The sequence below is a fragment of the Actinomadura sp. 9N215 genome (assembly GCF_044326345.1).
Classification (GTDB): Bacteria; Actinomycetota; Actinomycetes; order Streptosporangiales; family Streptosporangiaceae; genus Spirillospora.
In genome coordinates this window covers 76329-90928 of sequence record NZ_JBIRBA010000006.1, presented here as the reverse complement: position 1 = coordinate 90928, position 14600 = coordinate 76329, and the positions used below count along the sequence as shown (strand labels likewise).

At 72.1% G+C, this 14600-nt stretch carries 13 protein-coding genes; 6 read left to right on the top strand and 7 right to left on the bottom strand.

All coding sequences use genetic code 11. From position 1 onward, the window contains the following. Nucleotides 1–40: 40 nt before the first annotated feature. From ACH34T_RS12345 to ACH34T_RS12335, 3 genes are all read left to right on the top strand, one after another. Nucleotides 41–652: a hypothetical protein gene (locus ACH34T_RS12345; RefSeq protein ID WP_395992191.1), complete on the top strand. Its 612-nt coding sequence runs from the start codon at nucleotides 41–43 to the stop codon at nucleotides 650–652. Between the two features lie 54 nt (nucleotides 653–706). Beyond that, a complete protein-coding gene (locus tag ACH34T_RS12340) occupies nucleotides 707–1690 on the top strand; it encodes an amidohydrolase family protein (protein WP_395992190.1) in 984 nt (327 codons plus the stop codon). Between the two features lie 121 nt (nucleotides 1691–1811). Continuing rightward, a complete protein-coding gene (locus tag ACH34T_RS12335) occupies nucleotides 1812–3098 on the top strand; it encodes an MFS transporter (RefSeq protein WP_395992189.1) in 1287 nt (428 codons plus the stop codon). A gap of 91 nt (nucleotides 3099–3189) precedes the next feature. Here ACH34T_RS12335 and ACH34T_RS12330 read toward each other — a convergent pair whose 3' ends face one another. From ACH34T_RS12330 to ACH34T_RS12320, 3 genes are read right to left on the bottom strand one after another with little or no spacing between them, the layout of a single operon-like run. Then, nucleotides 3190–4158 carry an alpha/beta hydrolase gene (locus ACH34T_RS12330; RefSeq protein WP_395992188.1) on the bottom strand — a complete coding sequence of 323 codons (969 nt, stop codon included), beginning with the start codon at nucleotides 4156–4158 and terminating at the stop codon, nucleotides 3190–3192. Nucleotides 4159–4196: 38 nt separating this feature from the next. Continuing rightward, nucleotides 4197–5576 (bottom strand): amidohydrolase family protein, encoded by a 1380-nt coding sequence (locus ACH34T_RS12325; protein WP_395992187.1) that lies wholly within the window; start codon nucleotides 5574–5576, stop codon nucleotides 4197–4199. A gap of 15 nt (nucleotides 5577–5591) precedes the next feature. After that, complete coding sequence (locus ACH34T_RS12320; protein WP_395992186.1) at nucleotides 5592–7190, bottom strand: FAD-dependent oxidoreductase; 1599 nt, start codon at nucleotides 7188–7190, stop codon at nucleotides 5592–5594. A 273-nt stretch (nucleotides 7191–7463) separates the two neighbouring features. Here ACH34T_RS12320 and ACH34T_RS12315 point away from each other — a divergent pair, with 273 nt between their 5' ends. From ACH34T_RS12315 to ACH34T_RS12305, 3 genes are read left to right on the top strand one after another with little or no spacing between them, the layout of a single operon-like run. Then, nucleotides 7464–8270 carry an IclR family transcriptional regulator C-terminal domain-containing protein gene (locus ACH34T_RS12315; protein ID WP_395992185.1) on the top strand — a complete coding sequence of 269 codons (807 nt, stop codon included), beginning with the start codon at nucleotides 7464–7466 and terminating at the stop codon, nucleotides 8268–8270. Nucleotides 8271–8289: 19 nt separating this feature from the next. Further along, nucleotides 8290–9246 (top strand): dioxygenase, encoded by a 957-nt coding sequence (locus ACH34T_RS12310; protein ID WP_395992184.1) that lies wholly within the window; start codon nucleotides 8290–8292, stop codon nucleotides 9244–9246. A gap of 2 nt (nucleotides 9247–9248) precedes the next feature. Then, nucleotides 9249–10325, top strand: coding sequence for a maleylacetate reductase (locus ACH34T_RS12305; RefSeq protein ID WP_395992183.1), 1077 nt, complete (start codon nucleotides 9249–9251; stop codon nucleotides 10323–10325). A gap of 33 nt (nucleotides 10326–10358) precedes the next feature. Here the strand turns inward: ACH34T_RS12305 and ACH34T_RS12300 are convergent, their stop codons facing one another. The 4 genes from ACH34T_RS12300 to ureC are packed head-to-tail and all read right to left on the bottom strand — an operon-like array spanning nucleotide 10359 to nucleotide 14462. After that, entirely contained in the window at nucleotides 10359–11312 is a 954-nt protein-coding gene (locus ACH34T_RS12300) for an urease accessory protein UreD (protein WP_395992182.1), read from the bottom strand. A 50-nt stretch (nucleotides 11313–11362) separates the two neighbouring features. Next, the gene (ureG, locus tag ACH34T_RS12295; protein WP_395992181.1) at nucleotides 11363–11998 is read right to left on the bottom strand and encodes an urease accessory protein UreG; all 636 of its coding nucleotides are present in this window, start codon (nucleotides 11996–11998) and stop codon (nucleotides 11363–11365) included. Nucleotides 11999–12024: 26 nt separating this feature from the next. Next, on the bottom strand, nucleotides 12025–12741 hold the full coding sequence (locus tag ACH34T_RS12290) for an urease accessory protein UreF (protein ID WP_395992180.1): 717 nt from the start codon (nucleotides 12739–12741) through the stop codon (nucleotides 12025–12027). After that, nucleotides 12738–14462, bottom strand: coding sequence for an urease subunit alpha (ureC, locus tag ACH34T_RS12285; RefSeq protein WP_395992179.1), 1725 nt, complete (start codon nucleotides 14460–14462; stop codon nucleotides 12738–12740). The genes ACH34T_RS12290 and ureC overlap by 4 nt, the downstream gene beginning before the upstream one ends. Between the last annotated feature and the right edge of the window lie 138 nt (nucleotides 14463–14600).

The window sequence follows — 14600 nt, the reverse complement described above, 5'->3', positions numbered from 1 at the left end:
TGAACACGACAAAATTGCCGGAGCATCAGGAAGTGAACGCATGAAGGTTTTCGATGTACGGGAAATCACGGCGGGCGTCGATGCCGCGCTCGCGGTGGTCGGCGACCCGAGGCACCGGCACATGCTGAAGAACTACCGCAGGCACGCGCTGCTGGAAGTGTCCGGCCATTGGGAGGACATCCTCGTCCCGGAGATGACGGTCGACCACCCCGTCTATCGGCTCACCGAACGCGGGAAGACCTTGGTGCTCGACGGCATGGACGACGTCCGGAGCTTCTATTCGGACATCGTCGACCGCGGCGTGAACGTCTTCGGCGCGCTGGACGAAAAGGTCGCCGTCTCGGATCACGGCATCTTCATCGAGGCCGTCTTCGCCCAGATCGTCCGCGGCTCCGACGAGGCGCTCGCCGGGGAGGACGTCCACCCGGACGGCACCTATCAGATCTCGCATCGATTCGCCGCCACCTGGCCCTACCGCAATGGACGGCTGGCGGGCGAGTTCATCTACGACGACACCGGAAGCTGGCGCGTCGACGAGGTGGACGCGTCCGCGCTCATGTCACCGGCCGATGCGCGAAAGGCCCTGGCGCCCTACCTGGAACAGAGCCCGCTCTCCGAGATCGAGAACGGTCTCCGCCTGTTCAAGGACTGACTCACGGAGGACTGACTCACGCTGCCCGCTGACGTCGAACGGAGGGAAGGCGAGATGGCGACGATCGACATTCACGCGCACTTCACGCCGCCGAGCACCGAGGAACAGCGCGTCCGCGCCTGGCAGGCCATGCTGGGACAGGGCGTCTATTTCCCCGAGCCCTACGAATGGTCGCTGGAACGCACGCTCGCGTACATGGACGCGTCCGGTACCGCGATGCAGATGCTGAGCAACATTCCCGGCGGCCTCCCGGCGCTGCGCGCATCGAACGACTACGGCGCGTTTCTCGTGAAGAGTCATCCGTCGCGATTCGGTCTCCTTGCGGCGCTGCCCACCGACGACCCAGAAGCGGCCGTCACGGAGGCGGAACGGGCGCGCGAGGCTCTCCATGCCGACGGATTCGCCGTGACGACGCAATACAACGGCGTGTATCTGGGCGACGAGTCCCTGACACCATTGTGGGCGCGGCTCGACGAATGGGGCGCCGTGGTCTTCGTCCACCCCGACGCGCGCCTGCCGCCGACCCTCGACCATCCCGCCCCGCTGTACGAGGTGGCGTTCGACACCGCCCGGACGGTCTTCGACATGGTCTTCCGGAAGGTCTTCGCGCGGTACCCGAACATCACCTTCGTCATCGCTCACTGCGGGGGCGCGTTCCCCGCGCTGACCGGACGGCTCCGGCTGCTCGGAAACGAACCCTGGGTCCCGCAGGGAGTGACCGCCCAGGAAATCGACGAGCAGACGTCCTCGCTCTACGTCGACACGGCGGCGACGGCCTTTCCGCAGTCGCTGCTCCCGGCGAAGGCGACGGTCGGCGCCGGGCACATCCTTTATGGCAGCGACTGGGGTGCGCCGTGCACCACCGAGTCGTCCGCCGAGTCGAACCGTTCGAGCCTCCTGCGGTGCGGCGCATTGTCCCCCGCGGAGGCGCGCGATGTCGGGGGCCGCGCGCTCGACCTGTTCCCCCGGGCGGCGCAGCGTATTGCGAATGCCCCGGAGCCAGCCGAACAGCAGCCCGCCGAAGAAATCGCCCACTAAGGTCTGCTTCTTTTAACGCTCCCCACCAGAGTGCACGCGTGTCTTTGGCGCGCCCAGAAATATCCATTCCAGCGTGAAAAGAAGTCCCGCTGGGCCGAACCAAACTCATGGGGAGTCCGTCATGACCGATACCAGGCGAGAATTCGGGGCAGCGGCCGCCGACCGGCAGAACACCCTCGTCCTCATCATGTTCTTCGCGGCCGGGATCGTGTTCCTCGACCGTTTCGGGATCACCTTCCTCTTCCCGCAGATCGGCCACGACCTGCACCTGAACCACGGCCGGCTCGGCTCGCTGGTCTCCATCACCGCCGTGACCTGGGCGATCTCCAGCCTGATCTTCTCCGTCGTGTCCGACCGCCGCGGCGGCAGGACCAAATGGATGATCGTCGCGAGCCTGGTCCTGTTCTCCGCCGCCGTCGCCCTGATCGGCCTGGCGCAGGACTACGGCACCATGCTGCTGCTCCGCGCGGTCATCGGCTTCTGCGAGGGCCCCGCGCTGCCCCTGATCCAGGGCGCGGTCGCGCGGGCGTCGTCGCCGGAGCGGCGCGGCCGGAACATGGGCGTCGTCATCGCGGGGACGCTGCTCATCGGCAGCGCGCTGGCGCCGAGCATCATGATCGGGCTCGCCACGGCGCTGAGCTGGCGGCTCGCCTTCCCGCTGGTCGCCGTCCCGGGCATCCTCGTGGCGCTCCTCGTGGCGCTCTTCATGCGCGAGGACCGCACGGCCGGCGGCGTGGACGGCGCGGACGTCCCCCGCGTCAAGGCCCGGGACTTCCGCCTCGTCCTGGCCAACCGCAACGTCCTGCTGGCGCTCGCCGGCACGACCGTCTGCCTCGGCACGAACATCGGCTTCGGCGCGTTCGCGCCCACGTACCTGCACGAGGAGGGGCTCTCCCGGAGCACCGCGACGCTCGTGCTCACCGTGTACGGCTGCGTCATCGCGCTCGGCAGCATCGCCGCTCCCGCGGTGTCGGACCGCGTCGGACGCAGACCCGCCCTGTTCGTGGCGGCGATCTGCAGCGGGCTCGTGCCGCTGTTCTTCGTCCTGTTCGCCCACTCGGTGCCCCTGCTGCTGGCGTCGCTGGTCGTCGGCCTGATGGCGGGCGGATCGCTCACGCTGATCACCTATGTGGTGCCCGGGGAGTCGGTGCCCCGCGAGCTGATGGCCACGGCGTTCGCCCTGCAGATCGCCGTGGGCGAGACCCTCGGCGGAGCGCTCGGCCCGCAGCTCGGCGGCGCGCTCGCCGACGCGACCCACAGCCTGAGGAGCGCGCTGCTGCTGTACGCCGCGGCGCCGATCCTGCTGGCCGCGGTGGCGCTGCTGATCCGCGAGACCGCCCCCCGCGCGGGCAAGAGGACGTCCACCCGGCAGGCCCCTGAGGCGACCGGCGAGGCCGCTCTGTCCTGACGGGTGGACGGACTGCTCGCGAATCGACTACGTCCCGGCCTGGAAAGCCGGGACGTAGTCGTACGTAAGGCCGGACGTAGTGGACGCCTGGTCAGCCGTCCTGCGGAGAGCCGAGGCCGAGCCCGCCGAGGACGGCGCCGAGAAGCCCGGTCAGCTCGGACACGGCGGCGCCGGCCGCCGGCGACAGGCCGGGCATGCCGAAGAACGGATGGATGAGCCCCGGGTAGACGCGCAGAGCGGTGGGCACCCCGGCCTCCAGGAGCCGCGCCGCGTAGACGATCCCGTCATCGCGCAGCGGATCGAAGCCCGCCACCCCGATGACGGCCGGTGCGGCACCGGTCAGGTCGGGCGCCAGGGCGGGGGAGACGCACGGGTCGGCGGCGCGGGCGTCGTCGTCCTCGAAATAGAGCCACCTGATGACGGCGAGGTCGTCGCGGGTCAGGAAGTAGCCGTCGGCGTTCTCCGCGACGGACGGGAACGAGGCCGAGAAGTCCGTCACCGGCGACGCGAGCAGCTGGCCCGCGACCGGAATGCCCGCGTCACGCGCCCGCAGCGCCGTGACCGCCGCGAGGTTGGCGCCCGAGCTCTCCCCGGCGAGGCCGACGCGCGCCGGGTCGCCGCCGAGCTCGCCGACGGAGTTCGTCACCCAGGTCAGCGCGGCCATGGCGTCGTCGACCGCGGCGGGGAACGGGTGCTCGGGGGCGAGCCGGTAGTCGACGGAGACCACCCAGGCGCCCAGGTCGTGCGCGAGACGCCGCGCGACGTCCTGCATGAGATGCGCGCTGCCCATGACGAAGCCGCCGGGATGGAAGTAGAGGACGGTCGGCACCGGCCCGGGGTCCGCCGCGTCGGCGAGCGGCTGGACGACCTTGAGCCGCACCCCGCCCACGGTGACGTCGTCGACGCTCTTGACCGGGGCGAACGCCGCCGGGTCCCAGCTTCCTTCGATCGCGCCGCGCATGCGCTCGCGCATCTCGCCGGGGGTCCCGGCGAAGCCGGGCGGGGCTCCGGCGGAGCGGAGGGCGGACAGGAACCCGGCGACGTCGGGGTCGAGTGTCATTGCGGCCTTTCGAGTGAGGGACGGATCAGTGCGGAATGTCAGGCGCCGAGGAGCCGGCGGTGGGAGGCCAGCGCGAGCTCCCTGGCGCGGCCGATCCCGTCGCCGGCGAGCGACCCGGCCCGCTTGCGGACGACGCCGTCGACCACGACGGTGTCGACGTTGCCCGGGTGCGCCGAGCAGACCAGCGCGGCCACCGGGTCGGCGACGGGGAAGAGGTTGGGGTCGGTCGCGCGGACCAGGACGACGTCCGCGCGCTTCCCGGGCGTCAGGCTGCCGATCCGGTCGCCGAGCCCCAGCGTGTCGGCGCCGCCCTGCGTCGCCATCGCGAAGACCTCGGCCACGCCGAACGGGTCGAGCCTCCCGGCGAAGCGGGTGCGTCCCTCGGCGAGCTGGCTGCGGTGCGCGGCGAGGGCCGCCCGCATCTGGGCGAACAGGTCGGCGGGCCCGGCGGTCTCGGTGTCGGTGCTCAGCCCGGCCGTGATCCCGAAGGCCCGGACGCGGTCGATCGGCGTGTGCCCGATGCCGGGGAGGGCCTGCTCGTGGTGCGGGGCGAGCGCGACCGACGCGCCGCAGCCCGCGATCATCGCGAACTCGTCGTCGGCGGACTCGCTGCAGTGCACGAACGTCAGGTCGGGCCCGAGCAGCCCGGCGCGGTCCAGCTGCGCGATCGCGGCCATCGCGCCGTACTCCGGCCCGCAGCCCATGTGGATCGACACGCGTATCCCCAGGTCGCGGGCCATGGCGAGATCGGCGCGGGTGGCGTCGAGCGTCGACAGCTCCGGGCCGCGCCCGGCCAGGTGCAGGGTGACGCGGGCGTCGTCATCGGGCAGCAGCTCGCGGCGGACGCGCCGGACGTCGCCGGTGTGCGGCCGGTCGCTGCCCGCGATCCACGCCGGGAGGTCGACGAGCGGCCAGCCGTGTCCGAAGACCGCGCGGATCCCGCTGTCGCGCAGCGCGGCAACGGCCTGGTCGCTGTGCTCTGGCGAGTTCTGGACGTGCGACCAGTCCATCAGCGTGGTCGTGCCAGCGTCGATCGCGGACAGCGCGCCGAGCAGGTTCCCGGCGTAGACGTCCTCGGGACGGTAGAGCGGCCCGAGCCTGCCGAACATCTCCCCGAAATAGCTCCGCAGGTCGAGCCCCGCGCACCGGTGCCGGACGGCGGACTGCCAGGTGTGCTTGTGCGTGTCGACCAGCCCCGGAATGACGATCATGTCGCGTGCGTCGATCACCTCGCCACCGCCACCGCCACCGCCACCGCCGTCGGCGTCGGCGTCGGCGCCGGGCAGGTCCGGGCCCACGGCGGTGATGATGCCGTCCTCGATCAGGACGTCGCACCCGGTGAGGGTGCCGATCGCCGGGTCGCCGGTGACGACCCAGCCGTTCTCGATCAGGATGCGCCGTGGCGCGCGGTCGGTCATCGTCCGCTCCCCGCCTCACGCGTGTTCCGGCTGCCTGCGGACGGCGGCCGCGGACGCGTCCGGGTTCTGGGCGTCCGCGCCGTCCTGCCGTGTCGCGGCCCGGTACGCGGCCGTGACCTGCTCGTCGGTCGGCCGGGTGGCCCAGGCGCGCGCCACGTAGGCGTCGGGGCGGACCAGCACGGCCGCGGCGCCGCCGAACCGCTGCGCCAGCGCGGCGGCGGGAGCCGTCACCGCGGTGATCACATCGGGGAGCGCGCGGGGACCCGTCCGCTCTGGCGCCTCGGCCATGACGAAACCGGCGTCCCGCGCGACCCGGGTGTAGCTCGACACGGCCGGGGAGCCGGGCGAGCCCACGGAACCGGGGGAGTCGGTGGAGTCGACGGGGAAGTCGCTCACCCGGACGCCGTCCGCCGCGTGCGGGTCGGAGTCGCTGTGGTAGGACGTGCCGAACCCGCTCAGCCGGTCCCGGAGGACGGCGTTGACCTCGGGAATCGGCACGAGCTCCCGCTCGACGAAGTCCTTGAGTGCGAGCCCGGCGGGGGAGAAGTCGAAATGCAGGCCGCACTGCGCGGCGACGTCGTCCATCAGGGCGGTGAGCACAGGGTGGCGTTCGTCGTGGTAGCTGTCGAGCAGCGCGTCGGGGGCGCGGCCGGTCGCGACCCAGCCGAGCTTCCAGCCGAGGTTGAAGGCGTCCTGGATGCAGTAGTTCATCCCGATCCCGCTGGCCGGATAATGCACCCGGGTCGCCTCCCCGGCGAGCAGCACCCGCCCGCGGCGGAACTCGGGGACCATGCGGTGCGCGTCGCCGTAGCGGGACAGCCACCGGGCTGACGTCACCCCGAAGTCGTCCTCGAAGATCAGCCGCAGTGACTCGCGGACCTCGTCCATCGTGACCGGCTCGTGCTTGGGCACGTTCCGGCGGTGCTCGGCGACGATGATGAACCGGGTGATCCCCTCCCCGAAGGGGTAGGCGAGCACCCAGCCGTGCTCGTTGCGTCTCATCTGCATCGACGCCTGCCAGGGGAAGGGCAGGTCGGTGTCCGCGGCGACGGCCGTCATCCGCGTCGCGTGGCCCTCGAACGGGATGCCGGTCACCTCGCGGACGAGGCTGCGCGCGCCGTCCGCGCCCACCAGGTAGGGCGCGGCGAACTCGACGACGTCGCCTGCGGAGTCGCGGGCGGTGACCGTCACGCCGCCGCCGGTCTCGGCGTGGCCGATGTACGCGAGCCCGCGACGCAGGTCGGCGCCCTCCTCGACGGCCCACTCCGCCAGCAGATGCTCGGTCGTCATCTGCGGCAGGATCAGCGCGTACGGGAACCTGCTGTCGAGCTGGTCGTAGCGCAGCCCGATCAGGCCGGCGTAGATGTAGCGCGGCACCTCGAAGTCGGGCCGCCAGCGCTCGGCCGCCGCGCGGAACCGGTCCATGAGGCCGCGGACGTCGAACAGCTCCAGCACCCGGGGCTGGATCACTCCGGCCCGCGAGTGGGTGTCCTCCGTGCGGCGCTCCAGGACGACGACCCGCGCGCCCGCGCGCGCGGCCTCGGCCGCGACCGTCAGGCCGGCGGGACCGCCGCCGATCACGACGACATCGGCGGATGTGACGCTGTTCGACATGTGCTGCCTCCACTGGAATGACCGCAGAACGGCTACTTGACCGTCCAGCGGTCAACACTGCTCCGTGGCACGAGCATGAGATGCGCCTCCGAGGCTGTCAAGGACGATGTTCATCCAATGCATATCGTCTTGTACTGCGGGTATGAGATGCGGACGGGTAGTGGCGATGAACGGTCACTTGACCGTGGAGCGGGCGTATCGCGTAGTCTTGACGGGTGCGGTGGCCGTCAGCGAGTCGGTCGCCACCGAGTCGGACGCCACGGGAGGAGCGAGATGCCGCGCGACGATGCCGGCCCGGACTTCATCGAGGCCCTGGCCCGAGGTCTCGACGTCCTCAGATGCTTCGGCTCGCACCCCGTGCCGATGTCCCTCACGGAGATCGCGACCGCGACCGGGCTGGCCCGTCCGACCGCCCGCCGGATCGTGCTCACCCTCGAACACCTCGGATACGTGCGCTCGACGCCGGAGGGCGTCGTCCTCACCCCGCGCGTGCTGGAACTGGGCGTCGCCTACACGCTGTCCGCCGGGCTGTGGCAGGTCGCGCTTCCCCACCTGCACGACCTCGTGGAGAAGACGCGGCAGGCCGCCTCCGTCGCCGAGCTCGACGGCTCGGACGTCATCTACGTCGCCCGCGTCGAGGTCCCCAAGGTGGTCGCCGTCAACGTCAAGGTGGGCATGCGCCTGCCCGCCGCCAGCACCGCGCTAGGCAAGGTGCTGCTCGCGTCCCTCGACGCGGGCGCCCTGCGCACCGCGTTGCGCACGGAGACGAGATCGCCGGTCGAGCCCCACCGGTCCAAGCCGGTCGAGGACGTCGAGGCCGAGCTGAGGGAGGTGCGCGCCCGCGGCTGGGCCTCGACCGACGGGGAGGTGGCGCCCGGGATCCGCTCCGTCGCCGCGCCCCTCCGCGACGGCGACGGCCGGACGGTCGCCGCCGTCAACGTCACGGCGATCGCCGCCGAGGTCGACCACCGAGAGCTGATCGACGACATGCTGCCCCTCCTGCTCCAGACGACCGGCGCGATCGGACGCGACTACGAGCTCATCCACGCCGCGCCGCAGCGAACCCTGCGCAAGACGTGAGAACCGACGAGAAACGGCCATGACCTCACACAACGCACCAGACCCCGCCGTCGGCAGCGCGGCGCGCCCGGGCTCGTCCGAGCTGTTCAGCGAGGAACGGTCGGCCGACGTGGTCGCAGCCAGCTTCGCCGCGACGCCCGACCCGCGACTCCGGCAGGTCCTCACCTCGCTCGTCCACCACCTGCACGACTTCGTCAAGGACGTCGAGCTCACCGAACGGGAGTGGGCGGCGGCGATCGAGTTCCTCACCGCGACGGGGCAGGCGTGCACGAGCACCCGGCAGGAGTTCATCCTGCTCTCCGACGTCCTCGGCGCCTCGATGCTGGTCGAGACCCTCAACAACCGGGCCGGCGGCGGGCTGACCGAGTCCACGGTGGAAGGCCCCTTCCACATGGTCGCCTCCCCGCGCCGCGAGCTCGGCGCCGACATCGCCGAGGACGGCAAGGGCGCCCCGTGCCTGGTCACCGGGAGCGTGGCGGGCCCGGACGGACGGCCGGTCCCGCACGCGACGGTCGACGTCTGGCAGGCCAACGACGACGGCTTCTACGACGTGCAGCAACCCGGCGTCCAGCCTCCGCTGAACCTTCGCGGGCTGTTCACGGCGGACGACGGCGGGAGGTTCTGGTTCCGCTCGATCGTCCCCCGCCACTACCCGATCCCGGAGGACGGCCCGGTCGGGCGGCTGCTGGACGCGACGTCCCGGCATCCGAACCGGCCCGCGCACATCCACTTCGAGGTGTCCGCCCCCGGCTACCGCACCGTGACCACGCACCTGTTCGTCGCCGGGACGCCGTTCATCGACTCCGACGCCGTGTTCGGGGTCAAGCCCAGCCTGGTGCGCGAGTTCCCCACGGTCGACGACCCGGAGCGCGCTGCGGCGGCCGGCCTGCCGAACCCGTTCCGCACGGTGAACTTCGACGTCGTCCTCCGCCCCGACGTCGATACCGACATCGATACCGACGGCCGGGAAGCGTGACCATGGCCCAGACCTCCTTCACCTATGACGCGCTTCCGATGCGGGTGCTGTTCGGGTCCGGCGTCGTCGCGTCCCTCCCCGGGGAGGTGGCGCGGCTGGGCGCGCGCCGCGCCCTCGTGCTCTGCTCACCGGAGCAGCGCCCGACCGGGGAGACCATCGCGGACGCGCTGGGCGAGCGCTCGGCGGGGGTGCTCGCCGAGGCGCGCATGCACGTCCCGATCGAGATCGCCCAGCGCGCGCGTGCGCGCGCCGCCGACCTCGGCGCCGACTGCTGCGTCGCCGTCGGCGGGGGATCGGCCATCGGTCTCGGGAAGGCCATCGCACTGGAACACGGCCTGCCGGTGATCGCCGTCCCCACGACCTACGCGGGCTCGGAGATGACCACGGTCTGGGGCCTCACCGAGGACGGCCGCAAACGGACCGGCAAGGACCCGCGAGTGCTGCCCGCGAGCGTCCTGTACGACCCGGACCTCACCCTCGGCCTCCCCATCGCCATGTCGGTGACCAGCGGATTCAACGCCGTCGCCCATGCGGTCGAGGCGCTCTACGCACCCGACCGCTCCCCGGTCGTCTCGCTGATGGCCGAGGAGGGCGTGCGGTCGATGGCCGGTGCGCTCCCGGCCGTGTTCGCCGACGGCGGCGACCTCGGCGCCCGCACGAAGGCGCTGTACGCGTCCTGGCTGTGCGGCGCGAGCCTCGGCGCCACGACGATGTCCCTGCACCACAAGCTGTGCCACGCCCTCGGCGGGACGCTCGACCTCCCGCACGCCGCGACCCACACCGTGGTGCTGCCGCACGCGCTCGCCTACAACCAGCCCGCCGCCCCCGAGGCGGCCGGCGCCCTGGCGCGAGCGCTGGACACCGACGACCCCGCCCGCCGCCTCTGGGAACTCGCGGGCTCCCTGGACGCGCCACGGTCGCTGCGCGGGCTCGGCATGTCCGAGAGCGACATCGAACCCATCCGCGAGCAGGTCGTGAACGCCCCTTACGCGAATCCCGCGCCCGTCACCCGCGACGGGGTGACGCGCCTGCTCCGCGCCGCCTGGAGCGGCGAGCCGCCACCGTCCCGCTCCGCGTGAAGTTCCGCTCGCCGCGTCGCAGCCGGCTGCGCGTCATCGGTCCGTCGTCCGGGCGTGCCGCTCGTTGAGCAGGCTGCGGGCGGCGTCCAGGGTTCGGCGGTACGCCGCGTCCACCTCGGGGGAGCGGTCGCCGAGGATCCGGGCCCAGGCGCCGCACCCTGCGGGCAGGACGCTCGCTCCGCCGCGCAGCCCGGTCTCCGTGATCGCCTGGTGCAGGGCGCCGGCGGCCCGCTCGGCGCGCTCCGTCCCGGTGATCACGTAGAGGGACGCCATGAGCCCGAAGCCGTCCATGCCGGTGGGCCCGGTCACCGGGTGCTCGCCGGGGACGAGCCGGATCGGGTCCGCGAACAGCAGGCACCCGTCCGGGGCGTGGACTTCCAGGTCGGCGCAGTAGGCGGTGTAGGCGTGCCGTTCGCCGCGGGCCAGGCGTCCCGCCATGAGCTTCTCGCCGAGGACGATCGCCGTCGTCGCGTCAGGGTCGGCGGTGACGCGCACGCGCTGGTAGAAGCGCGAGCCGCCGAACGGGATCGTGGTCTCGGGCAGGTATTCGACGTACGCGCCGGGCGCGGCGGCGATGTCGATCATCTGCGTGGCGTAGTCGTGTTCCATCCGGTACAGCCGGGTGGCGGTCTGGGTGGTGACGTGCACGGACGTCCCGGGCCCGCAGTCCAGCTCCATGCGGTACCGGTCGCCTTGCAGGACGCCTCCTCCCGACGACATGACCATCACGTGCGGCATCTGAGGCCGGTCGGGGTCCGGATACAGCGGACGGGTGGTGTGCAGCGGCGCCTTCTGGAAGTGACCGGTCAGCTCCGTCCGGCCTCCGGCCACCGCGAAGCCCAGCTCCAGCACGCCGACCTTGCCCGGCGCGCCGACCGGCAGCGTGTCGGGTACGGCGGCGTGGTCGGCGACGGCGGCGGGCAGCCATTCCGGGGTGCAGCGCTCCGCCGTGCAGCGCTCCTCCGCCGTCAAGGCACGGACACCCACGGCTCCACCCGCACGGCCACCCGACCGCTCCTCCGATCGCTCGGGCGTGGTCATGGCGCCGGTGAGCAGATCGTCTCCCTGTGTCCGAGGACGAAGGCGGCGACGTCGGCGACGCCGGTCCCGGTGAGGCAGTCGGTCAGGACGACGGGTCCGCCGCGCCGCACCGCGCGGGCGTCGCGTTCCATGACCGTCAGGTCGGTGCGCACATACCGCGCGATGTCGATCTTGTTGATGACCAGCAGGTCGGAGTCGGTGGTGCCGGGCCCGCGCTTGCGCGGCATCTTCTCCCCCTCCGCGGTGTCCAGGACGAACACGTACACGTCGGCCAGCAGGGGGCTGAAGGTGAGCGTCAGGTTGTCGCCGCCGCTCTCGAACAGCAGCACGTCGATGTCGGGGCACCGGTCGAGCAGCTCGGCCGCCGCGGCGAGGTTCATCGTGGGGTCGTCGCGGACCGCCGTGTGCGGGCACGACCCCGTCTCGACGCCGACGACGCGGTCGGCGTCCAGCGTCCCCGCGAGCGTGCGGCGGACGTGCTCGGCGTCCTCCTGCGTGTAGATGTCGTTGGTGATGACGCCGGGCCGCAGCCCCCGGGCGACGAGGACGGGCACCAGCGCCTCGATGAGCGCGGTCTTGCCCGACCCGACGGGGCCGCCGACACCGATCTTGTAGACCTGCTCCAGTTCCATGCGCGTCCCTTCGGATGACGTTCGGGTCAGGTGACGAACAGTCGGGCCTCCGCCCGCTCGTGCGCGGCGGCGACGGCGTCCGCCGCCGGGGTGGAGGCGTGCAGGTCCCGCGGGTCCCGGACGGCCAGCGCCGCCCCGGCCGCCCGGACGACCTCGGGCCTGACCTCCCGCAGCAGCCCCTGCGCCCGCCGGAAGTCGATCCGGCCGAGCCGCACCGACGCCGCCGCGCAGCCCGCCGCGAAGGCGTACAGGTCGCTCGCCACGGCATGCCGGACGGGCACCCCCAGCCCCGCGTGCACGGCGCCCACGACGACGGCGTGGTTGCCGGGCGTCGCGCGGTCGGCGACGAGCCGTCCCAGCCGCGCCGCCGGAGCGGACGCGAACGCGGCGCCCGCGCTGTCCAGGACCTGCCGCCCGGTGCGGACCGACGCCGTCCGCTGCTCCTGGTTGAGCTTCATCGCGTGCAGCCTGCGGTCGGTCTCGACCACCCGGTCCCATTCGTCCGCGGACACAGCCCGGTGCGCCAGCGCCAGCGCCGCCGCGTCCGCGGTGCCCGCGGCCCGCACCAGGCCGGACACCAGCGCCGCCAGGTCCTCCGCCTCGGCGAGACCCAGCTGGACGTATCCCTCCAGGCCGTGCGACAGCGTGTAGAGCCCGCTGGGGAAACCGGAGTCGGTGAGCTGGAGCTGCGCGAGCAGCGGCCCCAGATCGCTCGTCTCCGGCGCGCGGCGGCGGCGCTTCATACGATGAAGTACAGCCTGGTCAGCGGCAGCTTCTTCGCCGGCTCGATGGACACCGGCCGCCCGTCCACGCTGACCCGGTACGTCTCTGGGTCGACCTGGATGTCCGCCACGGTCGAGTTGTGCATCATGTGGCGCTTGTCCACGCTCCGGCACTGCCGGACGGGCCGGACCAGCCGCCGCAGGCCGAGCCGCTCCGGGACGTCTTCCCCGATCGCCGCCGCCGACATGAACGTCACGCAGGTCTTGCGCAGCGCCTCGCCGAAGCACCCGTACGTCGGGCGCAGGTAGACCGGCTGCGGGGTGGGCAGCGACGCGTTCGGGTCGCCGAGCTGCGCCCAGCTGATCAGCCCGCCCTTGACGACCATCCACGGCTTCGCCGCGAACGAGTGGATCGGCCACAGCACGATGTCGGCGAGCTTGCCGTCCTCCAGGGACCCGACCGTGTCGGCCATCCCGCTGGCGCGGGCCGGGTTGATGGTGAGCTTGGCCAGGTACCGCAGGACGCGGCGGTTGTCGTTGCGCGCGGAGTCCTCGGGCAGCGGGCCGCGCTTGTCCTTGTTGTGGTGGGCGACCTGGAACGCCCTGGTGAACGACTCGCCGACCCGTCCCATCGCCTGCGAGTCCGAGCCGATGATGCTGATGATCCCGAGGTCGTGCAGCACCGTCTCCGCCGCGATGGTCTCGGCCCGGACGCGGCTCTCGGCGAACGCCAGGTCCTCGGGGACGTCGTAGCTGAGGTGGTGGCAGACCATGGTCATGTCCAGCAGCTCGTCCGTGGAGTTCACCGTGTACGGCAGCGTCGGGTTCGTCGACGCGGGCAGGACGTTCGGCTCCCCGGCGATGCGCAGGATGTCGGGCGCGTGCCCGCCGCCCGCGCCCTCCGAATGGTAGGTGTGGACGGCCCGCCCGTTGATCGCGCTGATCGTGTCCTCGACGAACCCGGACTCGTTCAGCGTGTCGGTGTGCAGCGTGATCTGGACGTCGTGGTGGTCGGCGACGCTCAGCGCGCAGTCGACGACCGCCGGGGGCGAGCCCCAGTCCTCGTGCACCTTCAGCCCGGCCGCGCCCGCCCTGATCTGGTCGTCGAGCGGGGCGTGCAGGCTGTTGTTGCCCTTGCCGTACACCGCGACGTTGATCGGGATGTCCTCGTAGGCCTGCAGGATCCGGGCGATGTTCCACGGCCCCGGCGTGCAGGTGGTGCCGCGGGAGCCGTCCGCGGGTCCCGTGCCGCCGCCGACCAGGGTGGTGATCCCGTTGCTCAGCGCGTGCTGCGCCTGCTGCGGCGCGATGAAGTGGACGTGGGTGTCGATCGCGCCGGCCGTCGCGACCAGGTTCTCCCCGGAGATCACCTCGGTGCCCGCCCCGACGATCAGCCGCCGGTCCACGCCGTTCTGGGTGTGCGGGTTGCCGGACTTGCCCACCCCGGCGATCGTCCCGTCCTTGATCCCGATGTCGCCCTTCACCACGCCCAGCACCGGATCGATGATCACGACATTGGTGATCACCGTGTCGAGCGCGGTGGTGGCGTTGCGCGAGGCGGGGTCGGCCGCCATCCCGTCCCTGGCCGTCTTCCCTCCGCCGTACTGGGACTCGTCGCCGTAATGGCCCTCGGAATGGTCCTTTTCCACTTCCACGACGAGATTGGTGTCGCCCAGGTGGAAACGGTCGCCCACGGTCGGGCCGTACATGGCCGCGTACTGCTTGCGAGAAATCGTCGTCATCGCCGTCAGCCCTTCTTCGACCGGCCGCCTGCGGCGCCCTTCGAGGATTTCCTGCCACGCGACCCGGTCTTCTTCCACTCCGGCTCCCGCTCCCGCTCCCGCTGTGGCTCCGGCTCGTCGAGATAGCCGCGGGCGCGC

Coding starts and splice junctions, on each gene's coding strand:
- ACH34T_RS12345 (WP_395992191.1), top strand. CDS start 41: ATGAAGGTTTTCGATGTACGGGAAATCACGGCGGGCGTCGATGCCGCG.
- ACH34T_RS12340 (WP_395992190.1), top strand. CDS start 707: ATGGCGACGATCGACATTCACGCGCACTTCACGCCGCCGAGCACCGAG.
- ACH34T_RS12335 (WP_395992189.1), top strand. CDS start 1,812: ATGACCGATACCAGGCGAGAATTCGGGGCAGCGGCCGCCGACCGGCAG.
- ACH34T_RS12330 (WP_395992188.1), bottom strand. CDS start 4,158: ATGACACTCGACCCCGACGTCGCCGGGTTCCTGTCCGCCCTCCGCTCC.
- ACH34T_RS12325 (WP_395992187.1), bottom strand. CDS start 5,576: ATGACCGACCGCGCGCCACGGCGCATCCTGATCGAGAACGGCTGGGTC.
- ACH34T_RS12320 (WP_395992186.1), bottom strand. CDS start 7,190: ATGTCGAACAGCGTCACATCCGCCGATGTCGTCGTGATCGGCGGCGGT.
- ACH34T_RS12315 (WP_395992185.1), top strand. CDS start 7,464: ATGCCGCGCGACGATGCCGGCCCGGACTTCATCGAGGCCCTGGCCCGA.
- ACH34T_RS12310 (WP_395992184.1), top strand. CDS start 8,290: ATGACCTCACACAACGCACCAGACCCCGCCGTCGGCAGCGCGGCGCGC.
- ACH34T_RS12305 (WP_395992183.1), top strand. CDS start 9,249: ATGGCCCAGACCTCCTTCACCTATGACGCGCTTCCGATGCGGGTGCTG.
- ureG (WP_395992181.1), bottom strand. CDS start 11,998: ATGGAACTGGAGCAGGTCTACAAGATCGGTGTCGGCGGCCCCGTCGGG.
- ACH34T_RS12290 (WP_395992180.1), bottom strand. CDS start 12,741: ATGAAGCGCCGCCGCCGCGCGCCGGAGACGAGCGATCTGGGGCCGCTG.
- ureC (WP_395992179.1), bottom strand. CDS start 14,462: ATGACGACGATTTCTCGCAAGCAGTACGCGGCCATGTACGGCCCGACC.